The sequence below is a fragment of the Leptospira abararensis genome, assembly GCF_016918735.1.
Lineage (GTDB): Bacteria > Spirochaetota > Leptospiria > Leptospirales > Leptospiraceae > Leptospira_A > Leptospira_A abararensis.
This window is the reverse complement of sequence record NZ_JAFFPR010000018.1, coordinates 33,430-58,584: the sequence shown is the minus strand read 5'-3', so window position 1 is coordinate 58,584 and position 25,155 is coordinate 33,430. Positions and strand designations below refer to the sequence as shown.

The 25,155-nt window shown below is 37.7% G+C and carries 23 protein-coding genes; 17 read left to right on the top strand and 6 right to left on the bottom strand.

The features are described from left to right. From JWG40_RS05120 to JWG40_RS05095, 6 genes are all read left to right on the top strand, one after another. The gene (locus JWG40_RS05120; RefSeq protein ID WP_205284784.1) at positions 1–777 is read left to right on the top strand and encodes an enoyl-CoA hydratase/isomerase family protein; all 777 of its coding nucleotides are present in this window, start codon (positions 1–3) and stop codon (positions 775–777) included. A 125-nt stretch (positions 778–902) separates the two neighbouring features. After that, positions 903–1,241: an arsenosugar biosynthesis-associated peroxidase-like protein gene (locus tag JWG40_RS05115; RefSeq protein ID WP_205271549.1), complete on the top strand. Its 339-nt coding sequence runs from the start codon at positions 903–905 to the stop codon at positions 1,239–1,241. Between the two features lie 3 nt (positions 1,242–1,244). Continuing rightward, positions 1,245–2,219 carry an arsenosugar biosynthesis radical SAM (seleno)protein ArsS gene (gene arsS, locus JWG40_RS05110; RefSeq protein ID WP_205284783.1) on the top strand — a complete coding sequence of 325 codons (975 nt, stop codon included), beginning with the start codon at positions 1,245–1,247 and terminating at the stop codon, positions 2,217–2,219. Beyond that, positions 2,220–2,975, top strand: a complete 756-nt coding sequence (map, locus tag JWG40_RS05105; RefSeq protein ID WP_205284782.1) for a type I methionyl aminopeptidase — start codon at positions 2,220–2,222, stop codon at positions 2,973–2,975. 86 nt (positions 2,976–3,061) lie between these two features. Then, positions 3,062–3,877, top strand: coding sequence for an alpha/beta fold hydrolase (locus JWG40_RS05100; protein ID WP_205284781.1), 816 nt, complete (start codon positions 3,062–3,064; stop codon positions 3,875–3,877). 110 nt (positions 3,878–3,987) lie between these two features. Beyond that, entirely contained in the window at positions 3,988–4,392 is a 405-nt protein-coding gene (locus JWG40_RS05095; RefSeq protein ID WP_205284780.1) for an MAPEG family protein, read from the top strand. Here the strand turns inward: JWG40_RS05095 and JWG40_RS05090 are convergent. After that, positions 4,389–5,390, bottom strand: coding sequence for an NAD(P)H-dependent glycerol-3-phosphate dehydrogenase (locus JWG40_RS05090; protein ID WP_205284779.1), 1,002 nt, complete (start codon positions 5,388–5,390; stop codon positions 4,389–4,391). The genes JWG40_RS05095 and JWG40_RS05090 overlap by 4 nt on opposite strands. Positions 5,391–5,446: 56 nt before the next feature. Here JWG40_RS05090 and JWG40_RS05085 point away from each other — a divergent pair, with 56 nt between their 5' ends. The 5 genes from JWG40_RS05085 to JWG40_RS05065 are packed head-to-tail and all read left to right on the top strand — an operon-like array spanning position 5,447 to position 10,424. Then, a complete protein-coding gene (locus tag JWG40_RS05085) occupies positions 5,447–6,127 on the top strand; it encodes a hypothetical protein (RefSeq protein ID WP_205284778.1) in 681 nt (226 codons plus the stop codon). Continuing rightward, positions 6,128–7,132 (top strand): metallophosphoesterase family protein, encoded by a 1,005-nt coding sequence (locus JWG40_RS05080; RefSeq protein ID WP_205284777.1) that lies wholly within the window; start codon positions 6,128–6,130, stop codon positions 7,130–7,132. After that, on the top strand, positions 7,133–7,543 hold the full coding sequence (locus JWG40_RS05075) for a hypothetical protein (protein WP_205284776.1): 411 nt from the start codon (positions 7,133–7,135) through the stop codon (positions 7,541–7,543). Next, positions 7,540–9,609, top strand: coding sequence for an ATP-dependent DNA helicase RecG (recG, locus tag JWG40_RS05070; protein ID WP_205284775.1), 2,070 nt, complete (start codon positions 7,540–7,542; stop codon positions 9,607–9,609). Before JWG40_RS05075 ends, recG begins: the two co-directional genes overlap by 4 nt. Before the next feature lie 14 nt (positions 9,610–9,623). After that, positions 9,624–10,424: a M15 family metallopeptidase gene (locus tag JWG40_RS05065; RefSeq protein WP_232369183.1), complete on the top strand. Its 801-nt coding sequence runs from the start codon at positions 9,624–9,626 to the stop codon at positions 10,422–10,424. On the opposite strand, the gene galE is transcribed toward JWG40_RS05065, so the two are convergent. Together galE and lpxA are read right to left on the bottom strand one after the other, a co-directional pair. Then, the gene (gene galE, locus JWG40_RS05060) at positions 10,419–11,387 is read right to left on the bottom strand and encodes a UDP-glucose 4-epimerase GalE (protein ID WP_205284774.1); all 969 of its coding nucleotides are present in this window, start codon (positions 11,385–11,387) and stop codon (positions 10,419–10,421) included. The genes JWG40_RS05065 and galE overlap by 6 nt on opposite strands. Then, positions 11,384–12,190: an acyl-ACP--UDP-N-acetylglucosamine O-acyltransferase gene (gene lpxA / locus JWG40_RS05055; protein WP_205284773.1), complete on the bottom strand. Its 807-nt coding sequence runs from the start codon at positions 12,188–12,190 to the stop codon at positions 11,384–11,386. Before lpxA ends, galE begins: the two co-directional genes overlap by 4 nt. 143 nt (positions 12,191–12,333) lie before the next feature. Between lpxA and JWG40_RS05050 the strand changes: the two genes are divergently transcribed. After that, entirely contained in the window at positions 12,334–12,642 is a 309-nt protein-coding gene (locus JWG40_RS05050; protein WP_205284772.1) for an Hpt domain-containing protein, read from the top strand. Between the two features lie 16 nt (positions 12,643–12,658). On the opposite strand, the gene JWG40_RS05045 is transcribed toward JWG40_RS05050, so the two are convergent. After that, a complete protein-coding gene (locus JWG40_RS05045; protein WP_205284771.1) occupies positions 12,659–14,056 on the bottom strand; it encodes a DUF6938 domain-containing protein in 1,398 nt (465 codons plus the stop codon). A gap of 89 nt (positions 14,057–14,145) precedes the next feature. On the opposite strand from JWG40_RS05045, the gene JWG40_RS05040 reads away from it, so the two are divergent. The 5 genes from JWG40_RS05040 (at position 14,146) to JWG40_RS05020 (ending at position 24,248) form a co-directional block, all read left to right on the top strand. Then, positions 14,146–15,327: an acetyl-CoA C-acetyltransferase gene (locus JWG40_RS05040; RefSeq protein WP_205284770.1), complete on the top strand. Its 1,182-nt coding sequence runs from the start codon at positions 14,146–14,148 to the stop codon at positions 15,325–15,327. 324 nt (positions 15,328–15,651) lie between these two features. Further along, a complete protein-coding gene (locus tag JWG40_RS05035) occupies positions 15,652–18,717 on the top strand; it encodes a peptidase domain-containing ABC transporter (protein ID WP_205284769.1) in 3,066 nt (1,021 codons plus the stop codon). Then, on the top strand, positions 18,710–19,813 hold the full coding sequence (locus tag JWG40_RS05030; RefSeq protein ID WP_205284768.1) for a beta-barrel domain-containing protein: 1,104 nt from the start codon (positions 18,710–18,712) through the stop codon (positions 19,811–19,813). Before JWG40_RS05035 ends, JWG40_RS05030 begins: the two co-directional genes overlap by 8 nt. A 2-nt stretch (positions 19,814–19,815) precedes the next feature. Continuing rightward, a complete protein-coding gene (locus tag JWG40_RS05025) occupies positions 19,816–22,881 on the top strand; it encodes an ATP-binding cassette domain-containing protein (RefSeq protein WP_205284767.1) in 3,066 nt (1,021 codons plus the stop codon). A gap of 8 nt (positions 22,882–22,889) precedes the next feature. Further along, positions 22,890–24,248, top strand: a complete 1,359-nt coding sequence (locus JWG40_RS05020; RefSeq protein ID WP_205284766.1) for a TolC family protein — start codon at positions 22,890–22,892, stop codon at positions 24,246–24,248. Here the strand turns inward: JWG40_RS05020 and JWG40_RS05015 are convergent. Both JWG40_RS05015 and JWG40_RS05010 read right to left on the bottom strand, forming a co-directional pair. Beyond that, on the bottom strand, positions 24,245–24,607 hold the full coding sequence (locus tag JWG40_RS05015) for a hypothetical protein (RefSeq protein WP_205284765.1): 363 nt from the start codon (positions 24,605–24,607) through the stop codon (positions 24,245–24,247). The two genes, JWG40_RS05020 and JWG40_RS05015, sit on opposite strands and share 4 nt — an antisense overlap. Further along, positions 24,577–25,152: an LBF_2127 family putative lipoprotein gene (locus JWG40_RS05010; protein WP_205284764.1), complete on the bottom strand. Its 576-nt coding sequence runs from the start codon at positions 25,150–25,152 to the stop codon at positions 24,577–24,579. Before JWG40_RS05010 ends, JWG40_RS05015 begins: the two co-directional genes overlap by 31 nt. Between the last annotated feature and the right edge of the window lie 3 nt (positions 25,153–25,155).

Below are 25,155 nucleotides of genomic sequence, written 5' to 3'. Positions count from 1 at the left end.
ATGACTCCATTTGCAGAGATTTTTCATGGAGACCGCATCTTGGAAATCAAGATGCAGTCCAATGAGAAGAACACCTTCGATTTTGAAGCTTTCGTTTTATTCGAACAAATCTTAAACAAACATGCAAATAATCCAAATTTGCGTGTTTTGCTTTTTACATCCTCACAAACCCAGTTTTTTTCCAACGGGATCGAACCTACTCTGATGTATGGAAAATCAGAATCCGATGTTCGTAAGTCCGTGGAACAATTGTTAAGAACTGCCCAAACCTATTTTCAATTTCCAGTACCTACCATTGCCGTCGTAAACGGACATTGTATGGCAGCTGGGGCTGTGTTTGCTCTCTTTTCTGACTATAGATACATGGTAGACAAAGGGGGAAGGATTGGGTTTTCCGAAGCCATTGTTGGCCTTAACTTCCCTTCGATTCCAACCATTGTCTTACAAGATTTGGTAGGAGTAAAGGTGGCTCGTGACCTTTTATACACTGGAAAACAAATCAAAGGACCCGAAGCAAAAGAAATCGGACTAGTGGATGAATTATTTAGCGCCGAAACGTTGTTTGGTGAATCAATGAAATTTGCCGAATCACTTGCTAAACTAACCAATAACTCAAGCCGAGGAATGAAAACAGCCTTACGAGAACCCTATCGTAAGCGAATGGAATCTCTTTTTCAGACCGATGCTGATCTCTTTACAAAAGTCATTTTGTCTCCAGACGGGCAGGAAGGATTCCATTCCCTTATCGAAAAACGAAGGCCTAAGTTCGTTACTTAAAGCTAAATGGATTTGTTGTACTGATTAGTCAATTTGAGTAAAATCCTATCTGACCATTCAATTAGTAAAACTGGCTGGATTGACTCCTGGATGACTTTTAAAAGTCTAACCATTAGGAGTTACCCATGGCAGAAAATCATTATTATAACGCAAAAGATCTTGGAAAGTTTGGGGAAATTGGTCGCACCAATCCCGCTTTAGCAGACAAATTTTTTGGATACTACAATGCTGTGATGGCAGAGGGTGCTCTCACAGAAAGAGAAAAGGCACTGATTGCTCTTGCTGTCTCCCATGCTTTAAAATGCCCTTATTGTATTGATGCTTATACCACTACTTCGTTACAAAAAGGTGCAGATGAAGCACAAATGAATGAAGCAGTCCATGTGGCAGCTGCTATGGCGGCAGGAATTAATTTGGTTCATAGTGTACAAATGCAAAATAAAATTGACGAACTTTCTTTTTAGTTTATGGAAGTAACCGAACAATTATCCACCTTACGAGCATATAGTGGAAAGCCGTTTCACGAAACTGTAGGAAAATCAATTCCAGCAAGATCTTTGAAGGTTTTTCAAATCAATGTAGGAAGGTGGTGTAACCAAGCTTGTCGCCATTGCCATGTGGATGCATCTCCGAAGAGAACCGAGATGATGGATAAGGCCACTGTGGATCTTTGTTTGGACTTAATTTCTAAAATTCCAGAAGTGGAAACGGTAGACATAACCGGCGGTGCTCCTGAGGGGAACCCACACTTTCGTCATCTAGTCGAAGGGGCACGAAACTTAGGCAAACGTGTGATTGATCGTTGTAACCTTACCATTTTGGAAGAACCAGGTTATGAATGGTTGTACGAATTTTTAGCAGAGAACCAAGTGGAAATTATATCCTCACTTCCTTCTGTTTTGGAAAACACAACAGACAACCAAAGAGGAAAAGGTGTATTCCAAAAATCCATCACCGCCTTAAAGAAGTTAAATGATCTTGGTTATGGGAAAAACCTACCCATTCATTTGGTGTATAACCCCAATGGACTTTTTTTAAGTTCCAGTCAATCGCAGTTAGAAAGAGAGTATAAAGAATCTCTTTCTAAAAAATTTGGAATCATATTTAACCAGTTGTTTTGTATCAATAACCTTCCTATCAATCGGTTTTTGGGCTCTTTAGTAAGGGCTGGTAAATTTGAAATGTATATGGAAACTCTTGTCAATGCATACAATCCTGCTACTGTGGAAGGTCTTATGTGTTTAGATCAAATTTCTGTAGGGTATGACGGGACAGTCTATGATTGTGATTTCAACCAGATGTTAGATTTGAAATCCAGAGAAGTGAAACACCTAAAAGATTTCGATTTGCAATCCTTCCTTGGTCGAGAGATCGTTGTAGCAAATCATTGTTACGGGTGCACTGCAGGTGCGGGATCCAGTTGTGGTGGGGAGATTGTTTAGATGTCGATACAAAATGAAAAAGACCTACAAGGGATTTTAAAAGCAGGGAAGTTTGTAGCAAAGGTGCGTGAGTTATTAAAACTCTTAGCAAAAGCTGGAGTTTCGACCTGGGATTTGGACACTGTCGCCAAACAAGAGTTTGAAAAAGCAGGGGCATTCTCCGCTCCCAAATTTGATTATCAATTTCCAGGTTATACTTGTATCAGCACAAATTATGAAATTGCCCATGGAATTCCGAAAAAAGAAACCATTTTGAAGAATGGTGATTTAGTGAATATAGATGTTTCGGCAAAACTAGACGGCTACTATGCCGATACAGGGATTTCCTTTGTTGTCGGTGAGTCTAACGAAACACTCCAAAAACTTTGTGCAACAGCAATCGAAGGAACAATGCGTGCCACAGAACAAGCGTTCACTGGTAATTATTTACGTCATATTGGAAGAGAAATTCATTCTGCTGCTGTGGAAAATGGATTTACTGTGATTAAAAATTTAGCAGGCCATGGAACGGGAAAAAAACTCCATGAAGAACCTCAAGTTTTGGTTTATGAAGAAAAACGAGACCAACGAAAATTGGGTAATGGATTGGTTCTTGCGATTGAGTCTTTTATTTCTACCGGAAGCCAAACTGCTTATGAAGAAGAAGATGGTTGGACACTAGTTGCGAGTAATCGTCGTGGGGAACTCAGTTATGTTGCCCAGTGTGAACATACTGTCATCGTACAAAACGGAAAACCTATCATCGCTACACTATAGATTCAACTGATTCGGTAATTTACTGTTAACCGCAACCACATTCATTTGAATGGATATCCTTTGGAACAGATAGGCTCATCATCCTTATGAACTCATCGGAATCTCTCGAAATTTTCGAATCAGGGGCCTCTCCTGAAAAAGCTCGAGGGGTAATTATCCTTTGGCCAAGCACCGGTGGAAATGCGAGATCGTTTCGGATCCGAGATAGCGAGCTCGAGGCTTCAGGAATTCGCCTCATTCGGTTTAATCCCCCTTCCCATGGAAACTCTCCCGGAATCTACGATCCTAAAACTGCCATACAATTGTTAGATGGCTATTTAAAGGAAAGAGATTATCGGAACAAAGAACTGTATGGAATTGGTCACAGTGGGGGAGGGGTAGCCCTTATGATGTATGCCAACCAAATTCCGTTTCGGCATCTGTTTTTACTTTCCCCCATTTTAGATAGTGTCCTTAGCCTTCGGTTTTTATACGAATCTGGTTCCATTGAAGAGTTTAGTCGGCTCCTTTTGTTACCTGGCGTTTCTGACGATACGAACCCCAACAAACAAATATTAGATACTTTGGCAACTTCTCTGTGGCTAGAGGATGGAAAGATCCAACACTTAACTGTATCGATCAAAAACAGTCGTATTCAAGTCCAAGACTTATCTATTTTTCTAAAGAATCTATTTCTACCAGGATTTGTTGTGGATGGATCCTTCATCCAAAAACGAACCAAATACACGATCTTTCTTCCCAAAGAGGATAAGTGGTTTCCAAAAGCGTACACTGGAACTTTTGCCAAACAGAATTGTTTAGATTGTATTGAAATGCCGGATGCTCCCGATCATTTTTTTTCTTCCTCATGGCTTACGGTTTGGAAACAGATTAAAACCATTGGATTATCAATGGAAAGCTAGGAAATGAGGAAATTCGTTTAATTACTTTACAAATGAACTAGAGTCATTTAGAATCTCCACCTGTATCTTATGAGACCAATCTAATTTGGTCCGGTACAAAAGGAGGATTTGTGGAAACGATTTATTTTACACTGATTGGTTTTGCACTATGGACATTAGGACTTGGTGTGTTTTTGACTTCATTTAGAAGTATACAGGTGTTACTCGGCAAAAAAAAATCAAATGAGTTCCCTGCAGGGATCCAACACGGATCGGATTTCAATTGGAGACTCAACCGTGCTCATATCAATAGTTTGGAAAACCTTCCCATCTTTTTGACAGTGGTTTTTTTAACTTCTAGTTTTGGGATGATTGATAGTTTTGTGAACCAAGCAGGAGTTGTGATTTTGGGAGCAAGGGTTTTACAATCCCTCACTCATTTAACTTCCACAAGTGTTTTAGCAGTGAACGTCCGATTTACATTTTATATGATACAAATTGTAGCCTATATCGTTCTTTTGGTTCGTTTAGTTTAAACACCTTCGCGTTTTAAATCTCGGCCCATAAGAGCTTTGACAACTTCTTTTGGGTCTTTATCTTCGTATAACATTCGATAAACTTCTTGAGTGATGGCCATCTCCACACCCAGTTTGTCAGAAAGATTTTTTGTAGAAAGAGTCGTTTTGACTCCTTCTGCAACCTCATTCATCGAAGCTAAAATTTCTTTTAATTTTTCGCCTTTACCCAAACGAAAACCAACTGTTCTGTTCCTTGATGCTTCCCCACAACAGGTAAGAACTAAATCTCCCATTCCCGAAGGCCCAAGGAAAGTCATTGGATCTGCACCCATCTTGATTCCCATGCGTGTGATCTCGTTTAACCCGCGTGTGATGAGAGCAGCTCTCGTATTTTGACCAAACCCGAGTCCATCGGCAACACCAGCGGCAATTGCGATGACATTCTTTAAAGCACCGCCCACTTCCACACCAACCACATCGGGAGTCCAATAGGTTCGAAAGTAAGTGAAACTGAAAATCTCTTGCACACGTTTGGCGGTGGCTTCGTTTTTAGATGCGATGGACACAATCGTTGGAACTCGTTTGACCATTTCTTTGGCAAAACTGGGGCCAGAAAGATAAGAAAGTTGTGAATGGAATTGTCCAGGAAGTTCCGACTCAAAGATTTCGGATACAAGTCTTAGGCTTTCGTTTTCGATCCCTTTGGAGGCGGAAACAATGGGCACTTTGGGTGGGATATGGTCTTTGATTTCTTTCAAAATTCCCGAAAGGGCATGGCTTGGAGGAGCCGAAACAATCATATCCTTGTCTTTAACAACGTGGATGAGGTTGGTATCTGCTTTCAGCTTATCTGGAAGCACCAAATCCGGCATATGTTTAGTATTCATATGGTTTTCATTGATGGATCTTGCTTGATCCTCACTTCTGGTCCAAAGGGTAACGTCATAACCCTTGTCCGCTAAAATACTGCCTAGTGCAGTGCCAAAACTTCCGGCGCCAATGATACCAATCTTCATGAGTTCTGTATTCTAAATCTGCTTTCCAAAAAGGCAATAGAAAATAAAATTAAAATATGCTTTTGACGGATCTTCTCCGTTTCAATCCACTCAATCTCTTTTTGCCACCAAAAGTGGTCCCAAAGAGTAATTATAAAGTTACCTTGCTTTTGGGTAGCTTACGAAAGGTCATATCGACTGAGATCATTGCAGGGGATCCCGATTTAGAGAGTTTAGAAGTCTCTTCTGCCAAGGGTGAAGTCATTATGACAGGAGTTTACCGGATGGGTTGGCTCTGGATTGCACGTTTTTTAAAAGTGGAATCTATTCGTTACCGAGTCCGTCTGAAACCAGTTTCTGTAAAAGACAACAAAGCTCGTTTGAAAATTGTAGGTTACCGAGTTTGGGATACAAAACCAAGGCGTTTTGACTTTGTTAGGTGGTTTGGTAAAGTGGATCCTTTTCACAAAAAAAAAGTATTTGAATCTATCCTTTATGCGGCACCGCATCTGCTCTCCCTTACTGGTTTACAATGGGAAATTTTATTCGATTTAAATTACTTTTTAAATCTAGTTCCTTCCATTGCAGGAAAAATTGAAATCCAATACATCATTGGAGATAATAACGAACTTTATATCTTTGTAAGATCTTCTACCATCTTAAAACCACTTGTGGATTTTTTTGGCCCTGAATATTTAAAGATAGATTATATTGAAGAAGATCGTGATATTCAGATGTTACTTTGGGAAAATGAATAAATGAAAATTATTTATCTTACAGATATCCATGACGGACTTCATGGTTTAAAACGAATTCTGCAAACTACAGAAGCAGATTTGTATCTGTTTTCTGGAGATATTATTTATAAGGCATTTTTTTCCTTTGATCGTATTATTGATTTTTGCGGAGTCCAAGAAGAATTATATTATTTGTTAACAGAAAGAAAGGATGATTCCACTCCTTTTGATTTTACCACTCATGCCATTCGGTTTCCTGAAAAATATTCCACAGCCATTGTGGAAAAATCTCAAAAGTATAGAGATTTGTACAAACTCGCAGCCAAAACGATGAAAGAAAAATACGAAATCATCGAAAAACTAATTCTTAAATATGCAAAGTCGCCTGTGTATTGTTTGCCGGGAAATTATGATTTGGATTTACAATACACAGAACTTTACCAACGCGAAGTACATCGTAAAAGTTTTGAATTTGGAAATCTAAAAGTTTCTGGTTACGGTGGTGCTCCCATTTGGACCTCAGGGATTCCTGAAAAACTCACCGTAGTCTTTCACGAATACACAAAGAATGGTAAAAATTATAGCGAACCGGAAGATTTTTTCCGCGAAGAACTACCCGATATTTGTTGGATTCACAATCCAGCTTATGGATATTTTGATACCATTCCTGGTGTGGGCAAATGTGGAAGCCAAGGGATTCGAAGGTACTTAGATGATGAATCTCCTTCTCTTGTTGTTTCCGGCCATGTACATGAAGACCAAGGGATCAAAAAAACAAGAAATACGGTCTTTATCAACCCATCTAACTTTGGTGCTGTGGATTCCTTACATGGATTCCAAGAGGGTGGGTATTATGCGGAAATCATTATGGAAGGAAAAAACGTAGTCCAGTCCAATCTTTGTCAATTGCGAGGAGAAGATTGGCATACACTGATTGAAGTGGATTGCACAGAAAAATATCCGAAATTAATATCACAAAATCCTATCTCCACAGTGAGTTCTGAAGATTACATTCGAGGCAATTGAATGGTCACCTTTCTCACGATATGCGGGGTTTTATTCACAGCCGCCTTTTTTTTATATGCCCTCTCTGCCGTTGACAACCAAAGTTTAGATAAAAAAGAAAAAGAACGGCTCGCAAAAGAAGGTTCTTTAAGAGTCGGAGATCCAAGAAAGGTCTATGGAAAACAAAAAGATCCGAATTTACCACAGATTCGCCTATGCCCTGTTTGTGGGACAGTTTTGCGCAAAGATGAATTTTTATATGCAGCGATTTCTACTTATACCAATAGTGAAGGGAAAAAACAGGCTCAGATTTATGGATGTAAATATTGTTATTTGATTTTGGATTCGGAAAAAAAAACAATAGGTTCTTCAGAAACAACAAAAATAAAAGACAATGGATTTGGACCACCCGCGCCCACGGATGAACTATGAAACAGGGTTTGGATCTATCAGAAAGTTTATCGGCACTCAAAGGGATTGGCCCCAAACGAAAGTCCATACTTTTGGATCATGGAGTTACTACTTTTTTCGAACTCCTTACTTATTTTCCCAGGCGTTACTTAGATCGTAATTTTACAAAAGACATTATTTTAAAACAAGGGGATACGGTAACTCTTCTTGGAACCATTGCGGATAGTTATATCGTACATGGAAAAAAGAGTCGGTTACTTGTTGGGTTTCGAACCTTAAACAACGAACGAATCAATTTGGTTTTTTTTCGTGGTGTGAATTTTTTTCATAAAATTTTTACAGTAGATCGAAAGGTTGTGGTTTCAGGAAAATTAGATTACTTTAAAGGATACCAAATCCTCCACCCTGAATATGAATTTTTGTCGGACAAAGAGGAACCGGAAGATTCCATCCACGCAGGTCGTATCATTCCATTGTATCCATCCACGGAAGCTCTCAAAGAAGAGGGACTTGATTCCAAAGGACTACGAAAACTCATCCACCAAGTGTTGGAAGGGGGAAAAATTCCTGAAAACCTTCCCCAGAAACTGGTCAAAAAACGGGCGTTACTTGAACGTGACAAAGCATTTCATGAAATTCATTTTCCTGAAACCATGGAAGCCGTACAAATTGCACGAAAACGATTTGCTTATGAAGAGTTTTTTTATTTCCAACGTCTTCTATTGTACAAACAAAGGGAAAGACAAAAAATAAAACGATTGTTATGGCCACTTCCGAAATCTCCTTCCCGGGAAAATTTAGAAAAGAACCTTCCCTTCGAATTGACTGAAGATCAAAAAGTTGCAGTTAATACGATTCTTTCCCAAACCAAGTCTGATTCTCCTTCCGCATTTCTTTTACAAGGGGACGTAGGGTCTGGAAAAACCATCACAGCCCTTCTCATTGCTCTCCATTATATTGATAACCATATCCAAGTGGCGTTTTTGGCACCGACAGAAATTTTAGCACGCCAACACTACCAAACCATTTATAAATTTATGGGCAATATGCCTTTCCTTGGCATTGAACTTCTTTTAGGCGGCGAAAATAAAAAAACTCGATTAGAGAAACTGACAAGGATCAAAATGGGAGAATCCAATATCATCATTGGAACACATTCCCTATTACAAGAAGATGTGGTTTTTTCCGACCTGGGGCTTGTTGTGATTGATGAACAACATAAGTTTGGTGTGGACCAAAGAGAAACCATTCGTTCTAAGGGAAAAAATCCTGATATCTTGGCAATGACGGCTACACCGATTCCGCGGACACTTTGTCTTACTTTGTATGGAGATTTAACATTAGTAAATATCAAAACAAAACCCAAAGGGCGTAAACCCATCGATACAAGATGGTATAAAGAAGACAGAAGGGCCGGTGTTTATAATTCCATTCGTAAATATGTGGGATCGGGAAGACAGTGTTATATTGTATATCCGCTTGTAGAAGAATCGGAAAAAGTTGATTTGGAATCTTGCACTGTGGCTTATGAAAACTTAAAAACCAATATATTTCCTGAATTAAAAATTGGTTTGTTACATGGTAAAATGAAGAGTGCAGAAAAAGAATCGGTGATGGAAAAATTCAAATCAGGAGAAATCCAAATCCTTGTGACTACTACTGTGGTGGAAGTAGGCGTGGATGTTCCCAATGCTACCATTTTAGTAGTGGAACATGCAGACCGTTTTGGAATTTCCCAATTACACCAGTTACGTGGTCGTGTAGGAAGAAGTGATATTGAAAGTTTTTGTATTTTAATGACGGGTGATTTTATTAGTGATGAAGGAAAAGATCGTTTGGAGGCTCTTGTTAGTTCCAATGATGGATACTATTTAGCAGAAAAGGATTTGGCCATTCGGGGACCGGGGGAACTTCTGGGAGTCAAACAAAGTGGGCTTCCAGAATTTAAAATTGCCGATTTGGTTTCGGACCGGAATTTACTTGATGAAGCCAAAGAAGATGCTTCTTCCTTTCCTTTGGATGATCCAACGGAACTGGCTGAATTGAGTACAAGATTCAGTGAAGGCAAATTTTTATTTGCGAATTAATCTGAAAATTTTTAATGAACCTATCTATGTTTCGCAATCAATACATAACACTATTATTCGTTTCTTTATTTTTAGTTTGCGGGGAAAAACCGCTAAAAACATCTCCAACAGATTTATATTTAGGCCTAGATAAAACATCCTATTTAACGGGAAAATTTAACTCCCCTGGACCATTAGCGCCTGTTATCTTGGAGGAAAATGGAAAAGATCATTTCCTTAGACCCGATGTAAAAAAGGCTCTCCACCAAATGGTAAATGATTTTGAAGATTCAAAACCACCGACTTACAAACAACATATCTTTTTAGTTTCTTCCTTTCGTAACTTTAGTCACCAAAAAGGAATTTGGGAATCTAAATTCACCGGTAAAAAAACAATGCGTGTTCCCATCAAAGGGAAATCACCGGAAGAAATCACTAGTTTGATTTTAGAATTCTCCAGTGCTCCCGGAACTTCGCGCCACCATTGGGGAACTGATTTTGATATCAATGCTCTTGACAATGCCTATTTTGAAGAAAAGGGAAAGGGGAAAATCCTTTACGATTGGTTGAAACAAAATGCTTATAAGTATGGGTTTTGCCAATCTTACAACAGTTTGTCGACAAGAAACAACAAAGGATACCAGGAAGAAAAGTGGCACTGGTCTTATGCTCCTATTTCGAACCAACTCACTAAAGAATGGATCAAGGGATATACATCAGGTGAGATTCAATTGGTTGGAAGTTTTCTCGGAGCGGAAGTACTCGGCGACCGGGCTTTGGACTATGTTCGTTCCATAAACCCGGAATGTGAAAAGATTCAAAACCCTTCTTTATAGGGTTTTATACAAATTCCACATACTAGATAATAATGTCTCTGCGTCACTATAAATTGGTTTCCAATTTAGGAGTTCTCTGGCTTTTGCGGAAGAGGCAAGTAACTTGGCTGGATCCCCTGCTCGCCTTGGGCCTGTTTTGTGAGGAATGTTTTTTCCTACCACTTTTTCAGATAAGTCCGCCATTTCTTTCACAGAGTATCCGGCTTCAGATCCTAAATTTACTGTCAAACTTGCGTTTTTCGACATAATGTAATCTAGAGCTAAGACATGGGCCTTGGCTAAGTCCGAAACATGGATGTAGTCACGAACACAAGTTCCATCTTTTGTTTCGTAATCGGTTCCAAAAATTTCGTATCCATTTCGTATTCCCGCAGCAGCTTCCATAATGATGGGTAGTAAATTGGCAGGAGTTTTTTCGATTCCTTTGATGCGACCTTTGGGATCATAACCCGCTGCATTGAAGTAACGTAATCTTGCTGATTTTAATCCTTTTAGTTTATCAAACCATTCGAGGTTTTCTTCAATACAAAGTTTTGTATATCCGTAGTAGTTCTCTGGTTGTAAAGGATGGTTTTCATCGATAGGGAGATATTTCGGTGCTCCATAGACTGCGGCCGAGGAAGAAAAAACAATGTACTGACAACCATACTGAATGAGTGCATTTAATAAAGTAAAGGTTCCATTTAAGTTGTTCATTGTATACTTAAGTGGATCCGTCATGGATTCCCCAGCGGCCTTCCAAGCAGCAAAGTGAAAAACTGCATCTATTTTTTTGGCAAATGCCTGTTCCAAAATTTCTGGGTTTTGGATTTCGCCTTTGATGAATTCATTTCCAGGAAACAAATTGGCTTCGTTTCCTTTTTCCATATCATCAACAACTAGGATCTCATGTCCCAGTTCCATTAGTTCTAAAACAATATGGCTTCCGATGTAACCGGCTCCCCCGGTAACGAGAACTCTCATTCTTCGTCAGATCCACCTGAGACAAAACGATGATCTACAACTCCGCGTTTACTAGATTCAAAGAATTCGATGATTTTTTGAACTTCAGGAGCAGGGTTTGGATCTTTTTTTAATTCGACAAGTGCTTGTTTGGTGTTAAGTCCACTGTGGTAGATGATTTTATACACCCGTTTGATTGCCAAACGAACATCCGCAGAAATTCCTGCACGTTTCATACCTACTACATTCAAACTAACAACTGCACCTGGATGTCCGTCCACTGTAGCATAAGGAGGGACATCTTTTACTACTTTGGTAAGACCAGCTAACATCGCATAATCAGCAACTCGTACGAATTGGTGGACTCCAACAGAGCCCGAGATAAAAACTTTATCACCTATGACAACATGACCCGCAAGCATCGTATTTTGGACCATAATGTTATGATCGCCCACAATCACATCGTGAGCAATATGCACATTTCCCATAAGATAGTTATGGCTTCCGATCGTTGTAGCTTTTCCTTCTACGGTTCCTCGGTGGAAGATGACGTTTTCACGCATGTGGTTGTGGTCACCAATTTCTAAATAGGTTTTAGTTTCCGGTTTGAAGGCTAAATCTTGCGGCAATCCGCCGTAACTACCCCCGGAAGACAGTTTGTTGAACTTTCCCATTCGAGTACCCGATAGGATCTTTACATGGGATTCAATTACGGTTCCTTCGCCGATTTTGACATCTTTCTCAATGATACAAAACGGTCCTACTTCTACGGACTCATGGAGTTCCGCCTTCGGATCGATGATGGCAGTGGGGTGAATTTTCATAGTGTTTTACAAAAAAAACCGATTCCGACGACCTGCAAATGATTTTTTAAAATGTAATTTACACGCTTTTCTTAGTCTGTTTACTTTTGGTAGGGTGGTGTAACTTGCTTATAGATTGGTCTCGTATAGAATCTTTAGTGGATATGAACGATCCAGAGGACCAGGCCTGGTTAAAAGAGATGATCACCTCTCTTTTGGAAAACATGGCAACTCGGATCGAAAATTTGGGCCGTCTTTTGGTTTCCAAAGAGCCAAAGGATTTGCAGGCAGAATTACACCAAATCAAAGGTGTGGCTGCGAATTTTGGTTTAGCAGCTCTTTCGGATGTGGTGATCAAGGCGGAAGGTTTTGCAAAGGCAGGTGAAATTGACGCCTCGGTAGAAGAGGGAAAAAAAATTGCCGCCATATGGGAATCTACCAGACAAGAATTAGAAAAAAGGTTTTCTACTTAAAAAAATCACTGACTTGTTAGTTTGCGGCCGACATTTCCACGGCCGCCTTACTACCGTTATAAACTCCCTCGATTGTATTTCTAATTACGGATTCATTCATACGAAGTAACAAATCTTCTGATTCTGTGAATATATGGATGAGTTCTTTGGCGTGGATTGCTTCTCTACATTCCACAGTACCTTCCCCCAATTCTAAGGAACGAAGGACCGATGCGGCTTCATGATCTCCCACTCTCCGAATAAAAAGTTTGGGAACCGGATAAAAGGCAAGCTCCGATGGTTTTGTTACTAAAACATCTGTAATACGGATCAGTTTATCGGTTGCTGAAAATGCTTCCGTGTGCGAGGGGAAATGAAACAAAACAACAGGTGGATTGTTTTCATTATCTTCGGAACGTAACGGGTGACGTTCCATAAAATGAATCAAATCGTCCCAAGTGTTGATGGATAAATAAGGAATTTTTTGGACAATGAGAAACTCTTCAATGGATTTTAAAACTTTGGTATGGTCTCCTGTGTTGATCCAAAACACTGCTTTTTTATTTTGCAAATGGTGTTTACTCAATCGTATTAAATCAAGTACATAACCTTTTTGTGCCCCAGCTCCCCCAATAGGAATGAGAAACCTTCTACATTTTTTGGAATCAATTCTACGAACGCGATTTTCGCTATCAGTCACTGCATTTGATACAACATCTTCGGAAACCCAATGTCCGCCAACAGCTAGGTTTTCTTTTGGAACACCCATTTGTATAAATTTTGTATAAGCCGAAGGAGTTTGGACTAAGTTTAGTGCACCTGGCACAAGTAAATAATACTGTGGATGGTTATCGCAGATTAGATGGATTGTTTTTTGAAATCCAGATGCCACCGCGATTTGACCATTTAACGGATATGTGGTGATGATGGGTCCGTCGTTAGGAATTCCCTTCATCAGTCCCTTGTAAAGTTCTGCCAATTGGCAAGAAAGTTCTAAAGAGGTTAGATTTCCTTGGGACATAAGTTGTCCCCAGAGCCATTCTACTGGTCCACCAATCTCGGCACTGAGTCTAGAAAAATAACTATAACCAGAATCAATGTCTGCGATAGCTGTGGCTTCTGGAGACTTAATGGCTAGAAGGTCATGTAAGTACGTGGGAATTTGTTTTTTTAAAGAATGAGAATATACGGAGAGTGCCATGCGGTGGTGGCCATATCCCATACGTATGCTACCGACCACCAATCGTTTTTGGATGGGATGGTTTCCTTCGTTTGAGATCAGCTCCAAACCAGGATAAAGAGGGGAGGGTGAGGAAAACAAAGGAACAGCGGAGTTGCCAATGGAATAACGTTTTTGGAGGATTCCGCGAATGAGCCCTGCGGTTTGTTTGGATAAAAAGCCGGTTTCCAGGCCGAACATGGGTTCTCGATTCATGCAGGAAGTCTATCCATCTTCGATTCCCTTTCAAGTGAAATTTCAATTCTTAGCTGACAGGTGACTAAATTTGGCCATTTCTGGTATCTATGGAACAAGTTTATATATTGGGCGGACTAAGAACCGCATTCGGTAGTTTTGGCGGAACTCTCAAAGATATGAGTGCCGTAGACCTTGGAGTAGAAGTCTCCAAAGCAGCACTTCAGAAAACGGGTGTGGATCCATCTCTCATTGAAGAAAGTATTTTTGGAAACGTAATCCCCACAGGTAAAGACGGAATCTATTTAGCACGACATATTGGTTTGAAGTCAGGAGTCCCGATTGCGAGTCCCGCACTCACACTCAATAGGCTTTGTGGTTCTGGAATGGAAGCTGTCATCCAAGCTGCAAAAAAAATTATGTTGGGGGAAGCACATACAGTTCTTGCTGGTGGTGTAGAATCGATGAGTAACGCGCCTTATGTGGTAAGAAACGCAAGATTTGGTGTTCGTTATGGAAATTCTGAATTTGAAGATTCATTAGCAACAGGTTTAACAGATATCTATGTGGAACTTCCTATGGGAATGACGGCTGAAAATTTAAGCGACCAATATAAAATTTCTAGAGAAGAACAAGACCTTTGGGCTGCGACTTCACAAGAAAGAGCCGAAGAAGCAACAAACAAAGGAATCTTAAAAGATGAGATTCATGCCATTACGATTAGTGGAAAAAATCCTATTGTATTTGATAAAGATGAATTCATCAAAGGAAAAGCGGGTGCTACAAAACTAGCTAACTTAAAACCTGCATTCAAAAAAGATGGAACTGTCACAGCCGGAAATGCCTCCGGAATTAATGATGGTGCATCTGCATTGATTGTGGCTTCTGCTTCCCAAGCAAAGAAGTTAGGAAAAGAACCTTTGGCTATTGTAAAATCATGGGGACATGCTGGTTGTGATCCTGCAAAAATGGGAATTGGTCCTGCAGTTGCGATTCCTGCTGCCTTACAAAAAGCTGGACTTAGTTTGAAGGACATTGGTCTTTTTGAAATTAATGAAGCCTTTGCTGCACAGTACTTAGCCGTTCAAAAAGAACTGGGCCTCGATCCAAAAATTACTAATGTGAATGGTGGTGCTGTTGCCATTGGGCATCCACTCGGAGCGTCTGGTAACCGTGTGACTTTGACTCTTGCATTAGAAATGCAAAGACGAGGAGTTAAATACGGAGTCGCCTCACTTTGTATTGGTGGTGGCCAAGGAATTGCAATCGTTTTAGAAAATCCGAAAGCATAACAGTCTACTTAAAATACTTCCGGGTTATCAATTTCTGTACTCTCCCCAAAGGTCATTGTGCTTTTGGGGGATGGCCGATTGACTTCTCGGAAGCTAAAAAAAACTCTGCGGAAACCCACTAAAGAATCTCCTTTCTTTTTAGATCCCGATACCACTCTTATTACTAAGTTTTTTCCAATTTAAAACTCAGTTTTGGGCAGAGGACCTTTATCTACTCAGGACTGCGTCGATTTCCGTCGATGTTAAAAGTATACATATGGATACGAATTTCTCTCTTAATTGGCCTTTTTCGGGCTTCGAATCCAGATGGTAGCGGAAAAATAAATGCAATCTGAAGTTAGGCGAAATCTTGAAAAAATCCGCACTGTATTTCGAAGTAATTATTTACTTGCGGAATTGGAAGAAGCGGAAAGGGAAAGCCTATTACAATACATTGAGGTACGTTTTGTTCGGTTAGGACAAATATTAATCAAAGCCAACCAAATGCCAGAATACATTCATTTTGTATTAACTGGTCGATTTGGAATGAAACAAAACAAACAAGACTTGAGTTTAGGTAGATATGCTTTTGTCGAGGTTGGTGAATCCATTGGGGAAAGAATCACACTCACAAAAAATCCATCCAAACATGATTATTATGCACTAGAACCTTCTATCGTACTTTTACTTCCCAGATCTCGTTTTTTAAAGTTAGTTGATTCTCATCCAACAATTGCGGAAAAAGCAAAACATAGAGAAGAAGAACAAGAAAAATTTCATTACGTTCGTAAACTTAGCTTTTTTGATGAACTATCTCCGGAAGAAATCAAACTCATTCTTAAATCCATTCAGTTTGTAAAAGTCAACCAAGGGGAGTTTATCTTTGCCGAAGGTGAAGAAGGTGATGCTGCTTATATTGTTCGATCGGGAAAAATCCAAATTCGAACAGAAAATCCAAGAAAGATTATCTCGATTATGCGTTCGGGAGATATTTTGGGTGAAATTGCAATCTTCAAACAGCAAAAACGTTTAGCGAGTGCTGTTGCTTCGGAAGATTCCGATTTATATAAAATACCAGGTGCCGTTTTTCGAAAAGTCATTGGTGTAGAAAAGGGAAACAAACTAGAAGAAATTGTACAGTCGCGTTTACTTCGTTATTCGACATACAAGGCAAAAGAAAAAGAAGAAAATACTATAAGACCTTTTGTTTCGAAACGTTTCGAATTTAGAAAAACAACAAAGAAAGTATACATAGAACAAGTCACTACGGATCAACATACTTTAGTTGGTTTGGTTTGTTCCGAATTAGCATTAAGAGTATTTGATAAACCGCTTCCAACAAATTGGAAAATTAGAATTAAAAACGAGCTAAGTAGAAATATTATACCTGGTATTTTTGAATTAGCAATTGAACTGGAAAAACTAGGTTTTTTAACAAAACAACAACATTTATCTTCTGAACAACTCCCAGAATTGGAAAATCCTGTTTTTATAACTGATGATGAAAATGTTCCTTGTCTGTTATATCTATATGAACCGGAGTTAGATGCAGTTCTAATCTCTCATCCAATAAAAGGAGTTTATGAACTTTCTATATCTCATTTTTTAACAATTTGGGATGGAGTGGTATTACAGTTTTCTCCAGCACCGGCAGCCATGTCAGCAGACGTAAGTTTGATTAGTTTTTTTAAAGAACTACGAATGTTGTTTAGTCCGAAAAAAAGTGAAATTCGTTGGATCTTAGTTGCTACTTTATTTTCAGCTCTTTTGACACTTGCATTGCCTTATTTGATTCGCCAGGTAGTGGACCAGGTTTTAGTATTTTCTGATCGTAATTTCCTGTTTACAATAGTGTTGGGAGTTGCACTTGCAATATTCTTCCAAACACTGTTTTCTCTATTTCGAAATCTAATTGCTATCGGTCTTATGCAAAGTTTGGAATATAATTATTTTGTTCGATTTTTCCAACATATATTAAATCTAACCTTACCAGAATTTCGAAAATTTGAAACTGGCGACTTTACTCAAAGACTTAAAGAAAATCAAAGGATACTGGAAATCACCCAAAGATCAGGGTTGTTTCTAATTTTGGATTTAGTGACTTTACCGATTTATCTTTTTATTTTATTTCGTTTGGATAGCAGTCTTACCTTTGTTGGGCTTTTATTTTTGATCGTTTATTCTTTGTTTGTTGTTCGCTCTAGTGCAAAGATTAAAAAATTACAAAAACATAGTTTTGAATCCAAAAAGAAAACTACATCTTTTTTTCTCTCTCTTTTTGCTGGTATGCCACTGATCAAATCTTCAGCAATGGAAAGTCGTTATCTTTCTAAGGGTCTGAATGAAATTGCAAGAACCATTCTTACCAACTTAAGAGTTGGAAAACGAGTCCATGTTTTGGAACTTATGAGTAAGTTTTTTGAACAGATTGGACTTATTGCTGTCATTACATTCGGTGTAAGCGATGTGTTAAATGAGTCATTGTCACTGGGTAGTTTTTTGGCCTTTTTAGCTTTATATTCTCTTTTGATGGAACCAATTGTTCGGCTATGCCATGTTTATGAAGATTTAAGTGAATTACGAGAGTCACGAGCTCGATTAACAGAGATTTATTCGTTACCAGGCGAAATTGTCAGCCAACGTCCGTTCGGTGAGTTACCGAGACTTACTGGAAAAATTACTTTAGATCATATTAGTTTTCGTTATTCTGAAACAAGTCCCGCTATACTTTCCGATATCAATTTGGAAATAGAAGCTGGCGAAAAGATTGCCATTGTGGGAAGGAGTGGATGTGGCAAATCTACTCTAATGAGAATTATGATGGGAACACTCACCCCCAGTAAGGGGAAAGTATTCGTAGACTCGTTTGACCTTTCTACTTTAGACCCTGAAGAAGTAAGGATTCAGTTTGGGGCTGTAGAACAAAATCCAATCCTATTTTCCGGAACTATCGCGGAAAACTTATCTAAAAAAAATCCTTCTCTGAACAAGGAATCGCTGTTAGCTGGTGCTAAGTTAGCTTCTGTTGATCATTTTGTGGAAAGATTTCCTATGAAATATGAAACAAAAATTGGAGAATCGGGAATTGGTCTTTCCGGTGGGCAACGACAAAGGTTGGCAATCGCTAGAGCATTAGTAACTAATCCAAGTATTTTGTTTTTAGATGAACCAACTTCTGCATTAGATTCTGAAACAGAATCCCATATCCAATCCCAGTGGGAAACTGTATTTCAAGATAGAACAGTCATTCAAATTTCTCATAGGCTCCATAGTACAGTAAGTGCAGATAAAATCATTGTACTTGATGAAGGTAGAATTGTAGAAATGGGAACTCATGCAGAGTTGATCACAACAAAAGGTTTCTATTACCATTTGTTCCCAACATTAAGTGAAGGGGATAAAGATGTTTAAAAAATTCAAAAATATAAAAGAAACAGATTCAAATTGGGAATCAAGGCATTCGGCCTCTTATTATGATGAGTTATTGAAACATCCGGCTCCCAATTGGGAACGTAAAGGAATTTATCTTATCTCCACATTCTTTGTTTGTTTTGTATTGTTTTTGGTTTTTGGCAGAGTAGATGTTGTGGTGCAAGCAACTGGTTCCATTAGACCTAAAGGTAACTACCATATGGTGGAAGCTTTGGAAACAGGAACATTAACAAATTTATATGTGAAATCTGGTGACTTCCTTAAAAAAGGAGATCCCATTATGGAGTTAGAATTTTCTGAACAACAAATCGAATTATCAAAAGATACAAATAACTTGGATTATGAAGAAAAAAAATTACAAAGATTGATTCGAAATAAAAGAGAAGCAGAGAAAATTTTAAAAAACTTAGCTTATAATTTAGAGAATAATTCTGGTTCGGCGCTTTCAGGTGGAGTATTAAATAAATTTGTAAGTTTAAAAAAAGCTTTTATGGATTTTCAAAATGGCGTCGGAGCAAAATTCATTTATGATCAAAGTTTATTAGAGTTTAATGAAGAGTTTGGAAATTTAAAGGACGAAATTCAAAGAGAAGAAAATATTATTTCGAGTCTTAGAGGGGATACGAAGTTAAAAAGAGAACGGGTTGCCAATGCTGTCATTCGAATGCCATTCTCTGGTATTATCGGTGAACTTTCAGTCAATAACGTAGGACAAAATATCATCCGAGGCCAGACTGTTGCTTCCTTAATGGAAGAAGGCCAACCGTTAGAAGCGATTGTGGAAGTAAGTAGTAAAGATATAGGTGCTGTTCGCATCGGTTTATCTTCTGTGATTAAAGTGAAAGCCTTTCATCAAAATGATTTCGGTGTGGTGGAAGGAACCGTTTCTCAAATTATTCCCAATACCAAGGAAAAGGATTCTTTTTCTGTGATTTTGATTTTAGGAACTCAAGATTTAAACCAAGATGGAAAAGAATTTCAATTATTTCCAGGTTTGAAGGTTGTAGCAGATATCGTTATTGATCGAAAAAGTATTTATCAAATTTTATTTCGTTATGCGGATCCTAGGAATTAACTTTGAAAAGAAAGATAAAAGAAATTCCAAATTTATTTGTTGAGGATGATTTTTTATCCACGCTGACAGCTAACGATTTAAAGAAATTTCTTGGTTTATTTGAATTTAGATCGTTGGTTGCAAACGATAGAATTGGTGCAAGCGAATTAGACCCAACACCGATCCTCATTGTGGAGACAGGCAGGATTCAGGTAAAATTAAAAATCAATGAAAGAGAACTATTAATTAAAACATTAACAGAAGGTTCTTTTTATGGAGTTTCTGAATTTTCTTCTGATTCATTAAAAAAACAACTCTTCCTAGTAGAAGAAAATTCTAATGTTCGTGTTTTATCACAAGTTCAATTTTTAAGATTCATTGAATCGGATAAAAATAGAAAAAAAATATGGAGTGAATATAAAGAAAATTTCCAATTACGTGATGAATTAAGAATCCATCCTTATTTTAGAAAACTTTCTAATTCAGAAATCCAAGAATTATCCAAAGTACTGATAAAAAGAAAGATTAGCACGGGACAAATATTAATGAAAGAAGGAAGTAAAAGTTCCTCTTTGTTTTTTATTCGATCAGGAAGATTCAAAGTCACTAAATCAACTTGGCAAAAGGATTACTATTCTTTTGTGGAAGCAGGTTCTGTGTTAGGTGAAATGGGGGTATTGGAGAAAAAGGCAAGAAATGCAACCGTTACTGCTGTCGAAGAAAGTTTTGTTTATGAACTTTCATCCAAAGATGCTGAAAATTTCTTCAAAAAATCTGAGAGTTTACTAATTACCATTCGTTCTATTATGAGCGAGAGGAAACTTAACTTAGGAGATGGTTCTGATGAAGATAAATTTGAAACATCTTCTATTTATGAAGAGGATAAGTTTCATCTTCTTCCGAAATTAAAGTTTTCTCCTCCGCTTAGAAACCAAATCAGATTTCCTTTTTTATTTCAAGATGGTAAGTCACAATCGGGTGACGCTTGCCGTAAGATGATTTTTCGTTATTGGGGATTTTCTTTTGCAGACTATGATGCGGATTCCACTTTTCCTGATTTTGATCCTGACATTCGCCCTAACCATTGGAAGACAAGTTTTGGTGAAGACAGGGGCGATTGTTATTTTGTAAATTGGAGAGATCATGAATTAGAATTAAATAACAATCCGACAATTACTTTTTTTGAGAATTCTAGGTATGTTGTCTTAAAGTCTATAGAGAAAAAAAGAGTTCTCATCATGGATCCAGAGTTTGGTGAAGTGAATCTTTCGCGTGAAGAGTGGGAAAAGAAAGCTTCGGACGTAGTCATCTATTTCATTCCAAAAAATAAACCTGAACAAAAATGGGAGTTGAAGAATCGTTTTTTCGCGGGCCTTGCGGAATATTTTTTGCCTGCCATTCAATATTTAAAAGCCGGGATTGTTGCTAGTTTTGTGATTAAAGGTTTAGAGGTCTTTATTCCTCTGGTAAACTTGTATTTGATTGATGCAGTATTGTTACAAGAGAACAAAGAGTTCTTTTTACCAGTGATTTTGGTGGTTGTTTTACTAAGTTTTTCTCAATCCTTTCTCGCATATTTTAGATCGAATGTAATTTTTTTTACAAGCAATCGAGTGAATCAAACGATAGCCATTCGATTTCTAGTAAAATTAATCTCTTTGCCAATTTCTTTTTTTGAAAGGAATCGGAAAGGTGAAATCCTGACTCGTTGGGAGGAAATTGAATCAGTGATTTTATTCTTCTCTGACCAAGGGGCAATGAAAATTTTTGACTTAGTTTTCAGTTCCTTAGTTTTCATTCTTTTTCTTTTTCTTTCTCCAATGTTACTTGTCATTATTGGATTTTTAATTTTACCAGAAATGTTAATCCTTCGTGTATTAACACCAAAGATCATTGAAGAAACAAAAAAAGAGTCACTTAAAAAATCCGAAACTCTCAGTTACTTTATCGAAACAATTCATGGATTCGAAACGATAAAGAACTTAGGTGCTACTTATTCCCATCGTTGGGATTTTGAAAAAAGACTCGCCACACAATTAAATTCAGAAGGAAAAAAACTATTTTTTTCGAATTTGATTTTTACAAACACAGAGTTTTTTAAACAAATTACTGTTGTGATAGTTATGTTAGTTGGTAGTATGTTGATCTTAAAAGATCAGATGACATTGGGTACATTATATGCCGTTATTGGACTTGTTGCTTATATTCGAAATCCGATAGTTTCTTTGTATGATGATTTTTTAAAATTTCAAAAGGCAAATGTTTCATGGAACCGCTTGCGTAGTTTTGAATCTTTAGATAGCGAGATGACAGACCGAGACAATTTATTCAAAGTAGATTTACCCGAGGTAAAAGGGAATATTGAGTTTAAAAATTTAACTTTTTCGTATGATACTTTAAAGCCAGAATCGGGAATTCGTAATCTAAAAATTAAAATTCAAGCTGGTAAAAAGATAGCCTTTGTCGGTCGGAGTGGAAGTGGGAAATCCACAATTCTAAAACTGATTCTTGGTTTGTATAAACCGCAAGAAGGAGAAATCATCATCGATGATGTTTCTTTGGATGAAATTTGGCTTCCTAGTTTACGTACAAAAATAGGTGTTCTCTTCCAGGAGAATCCTTTGCTTGCGGGAACTGTCAGAGAAAATATTTCAATCACAAAACCAGAAGCGACTCTAAGTGAAGTAGTGGATGCAGCCAAACTTGCTTGTATTCATGATGATATCGTCAAACTCCCGCTTGGTTATGATACGGAAATTTCCGAAAGAGGATTTATTTTCTCTGGAGGGCAAAAACAAAGGTTATCGCTCGCTCGTTTGTTCCTCCAAAAGCCAAATCTTCTATTATTGGATGAGCCGACAGCTTCTTTAGATAAGGAAACAGAGGCGCGAATTCTGTCTCATATCAACGCAGTATTTGCAGATGCGACCATCATCACAGTGGCCCATAGGTTAGATACAATACGAAATTATGATCAAATTTTTGTATTGGAACGAGGGAAACTGGAAGGTAAGGGTACTCACCGAGAATTACTTTCTAAAGGCGGAATTTACCAATTACTTCATTCCAAACAGGAAGCAATCCGATAATTGATTTAGTGATTCGTTTTTATTTATATATAATTTCAGTTTTTTTATCCATTTTTATGGTTTCCAATTTATGGGCCGAACCTGTGGATTTTTATGACTTACCTAAGTTAGTCGGGGAGAAGTCCTATGAATTAAAATTGAAAGAAATGGAGATCGAACGTAAAAAAGTTGATATTGATTCCAAAAATTTACGTTATTTACCTTCCGTAAATTTAGAACATTCTCCATTTTTCGAATCACTCAGAGGAGATGGTTATAATAGAAAGGGTTGGAGTACATCCTTAAATCTTAATTGGAATTTCCAAGACCAAGGAAATACCGTTCTGACCAATATGATATTGGAATTGGAATACGAACGGCTGTTATTGGAATATCGTGCCCTTTTCCAAAAAGAGTTATTTGATCAAGCCTTTCAATATGCTGAAACGTTGAAACTTTTAGCATTCTATGATTATGATTTTTCAAATGAATCAGATGCAGATAAACAATTCCAAACGATCCAAAAATTATACAAACAAGGTATTGAATCATATTTAGTGACTCAAAACTCTAAAGTAGATTATTTCTTTTACAAATATAATGCCATCAAATCTAGATTAGACCAACAAAAAAGCCAGTCAATATTTAGAAGAAAGTTTTTATTGAAAGAAGTTGCACTAAAACAAATTCCAGAACGAGATTACAAAATTCTTCCTTTGGAAGCCACTCTTTCCGAATACGAAAAAAACTTAACTGATCTCAACTTTGATATTATTTTAACGATCAACCAGGTTAAAATTTTAGAAATCCAGAAAATGGTCAGGTTCAATGAGCTTTGGGTTCCTGACTTTTTTGTAAATGTTTACAATCAATCTAACCGTGAATCGTTTTCTGGTTTGAGTGGAACTTGGACTAACTCCATGGAAGTTTACGATTATAGCAGAAATGATTTTAGTCGGTATGCGAGGTCTTCCGATGCAGATTATAATGTCGGCGGAAATTTTGGATTTAGGTTTCCTTTGTTTAATCGATGGCTATCTAAAAACGAATTTGATAAATCTAAAGTTGAGATTAAATTAGCAAAATCTCAATCTCAATTTTTAAGAGAAAACACTGGCTTGTATCTTTTTGAATTGATCCAACAGCACAATAACCTTATTGAATTGTATGATATTTCTCGAGAAAGCAAACGGATAGCTGAAGAGAACTATCAAATCATGGAAAAAGCTTACAAAACAGGTTCCGCATCCATTATTGAATTACAAACAGTAGATAGACGTCTTCGTGATGTAATGCGAAACGAAATTCAAAATCGGTATGATTTAATCCAACTTAGGCTTCAAATTGGTCTTCTTTTGGGAGATACTATGAAGTTTTTAAATAATTAAAGATCTGTAGGGCGAATTGTGTTTTCTTCTGGATTGATTTCTATAATTCCACACCTATCTTTTCTCCAGTGGCTTAAAATTTCGTCCGATTTTACTTTATTTTTGTAATGAATGTATGGAGTGGTAAGGATTGGTAAAAGAAAAATGGGTGAGAAGACGGAATTGAGAAGGGAAAGGGTCACAACAAGTCCCAGCGTTAGTACATTTTCATCAAAAACCTCAGTGACCTGGCGTTTGGTTTGGTAGTAATAGGCTAAACAATCATCTGTATGGTTTGCTGGTTGGAAGGGAATACTGACACATCCAACAAAGCTAAAGAGATTTACAATTATAATGAATCGGATAAATTTTTGATACATGTGGTAACAGCTTCTAAGTTTGTTTCTTCAATCATTCGATGGAAGTTACGGACTTTATAAAATCCATATAAGAATTCGTTTGTATTTCCAGTTTTGGTAATAATCTCTTCTTTTATAATCACTTTGTTTTTAAATAATTTGTATTTAAATTCAACATTGTATTCTGCTATTCTATATTGAATGGGCCAAATTCCTGTAAAGGGATAAACTGCGGGAAAGGTATACCACCAATTGTATTTGTCAGTATACTGCGTTTTCATTTCCACATCAATGGTGTAAAAATCGGATGATGTTTTGGATTCTAATTCGGTGACAACACTTGCAAATAAACCGGATGAGATTAGGTGGCCCTTAAACGCCATTCGCCAAGCGTCAGTATACACTCCACGATCTGCAGAAAGGATTTCAAATTTTCCAATCACTAAAGGAAGGTTAGATTGTGATCGATTCAAATTTCCATTGGGCGAGGGTGGTGGCACCTGGCGCAAATCAACAGAACAATGAATGAGAAAAAAGAATAAAATGCAAAAGGTAAAGGATCTCATTTT

Bases quoted from the DNA above. Each gene is read 5' to 3' on its own strand.
- arsS (WP_205284783.1), top strand. From the start codon at position 1,245: ATGGAAGTAACCGAACAATTATCCACCTTACGAGCATATAGTGGAAAG.
- JWG40_RS05045 (WP_205284771.1), bottom strand. From the start codon at position 14,056: ATGAATCGAGAACCCATGTTCGGCCTGGAAACCGGCTTTTTATCCAAA.
- JWG40_RS05035 (WP_205284769.1), top strand. From the start codon at position 15,652: ATGCAATCTGAAGTTAGGCGAAATCTTGAAAAAATCCGCACTGTATTT.
- JWG40_RS05080 (WP_205284777.1), top strand. From the start codon at position 6,128: ATGAAAATTATTTATCTTACAGATATCCATGACGGACTTCATGGTTTA.
- recG (WP_205284775.1), top strand. From the start codon at position 7,540: ATGAAACAGGGTTTGGATCTATCAGAAAGTTTATCGGCACTCAAAGGG.
- JWG40_RS05115 (WP_205271549.1), top strand. From the start codon at position 903: ATGGCAGAAAATCATTATTATAACGCAAAAGATCTTGGAAAGTTTGGG.
- JWG40_RS05120 (WP_205284784.1), top strand. From the start codon at position 1: ATGACTCCATTTGCAGAGATTTTTCATGGAGACCGCATCTTGGAAATC.
- galE (WP_205284774.1), bottom strand. From the start codon at position 11,387: ATGAGAGTTCTCGTTACCGGGGGAGCCGGTTACATCGGAAGCCATATT.
- JWG40_RS05100 (WP_205284781.1), top strand. From the start codon at position 3,062: ATGAACTCATCGGAATCTCTCGAAATTTTCGAATCAGGGGCCTCTCCT.
- JWG40_RS05075 (WP_205284776.1), top strand. From the start codon at position 7,133: ATGGTCACCTTTCTCACGATATGCGGGGTTTTATTCACAGCCGCCTTT.
- JWG40_RS05010 (WP_205284764.1), bottom strand. From the start codon at position 25,152: ATGAGATCCTTTACCTTTTGCATTTTATTCTTTTTTCTCATTCATTGT.
- JWG40_RS05050 (WP_205284772.1), top strand. From the start codon at position 12,334: ATGAACGATCCAGAGGACCAGGCCTGGTTAAAAGAGATGATCACCTCT.
- JWG40_RS05065 (WP_232369183.1), top strand. From the start codon at position 9,624: ATGAACCTATCTATGTTTCGCAATCAATACATAACACTATTATTCGTT.
- JWG40_RS05015 (WP_205284765.1), bottom strand. From the start codon at position 24,607: ATGTATCAAAAATTTATCCGATTCATTATAATTGTAAATCTCTTTAGC.
- JWG40_RS05085 (WP_205284778.1), top strand. From the start codon at position 5,447: ATGCTTTTGACGGATCTTCTCCGTTTCAATCCACTCAATCTCTTTTTG.
- JWG40_RS05030 (WP_205284768.1), top strand. From the start codon at position 18,710: ATGTTTAAAAAATTCAAAAATATAAAAGAAACAGATTCAAATTGGGAA.
- JWG40_RS05040 (WP_205284770.1), top strand. From the start codon at position 14,146: ATGGAACAAGTTTATATATTGGGCGGACTAAGAACCGCATTCGGTAGT.
- map (WP_205284782.1), top strand. From the start codon at position 2,220: ATGTCGATACAAAATGAAAAAGACCTACAAGGGATTTTAAAAGCAGGG.
- JWG40_RS05090 (WP_205284779.1), bottom strand. From the start codon at position 5,390: ATGAAGATTGGTATCATTGGCGCCGGAAGTTTTGGCACTGCACTAGGC.
- lpxA (WP_205284773.1), bottom strand. From the start codon at position 12,190: ATGAAAATTCACCCCACTGCCATCATCGATCCGAAGGCGGAACTCCAT.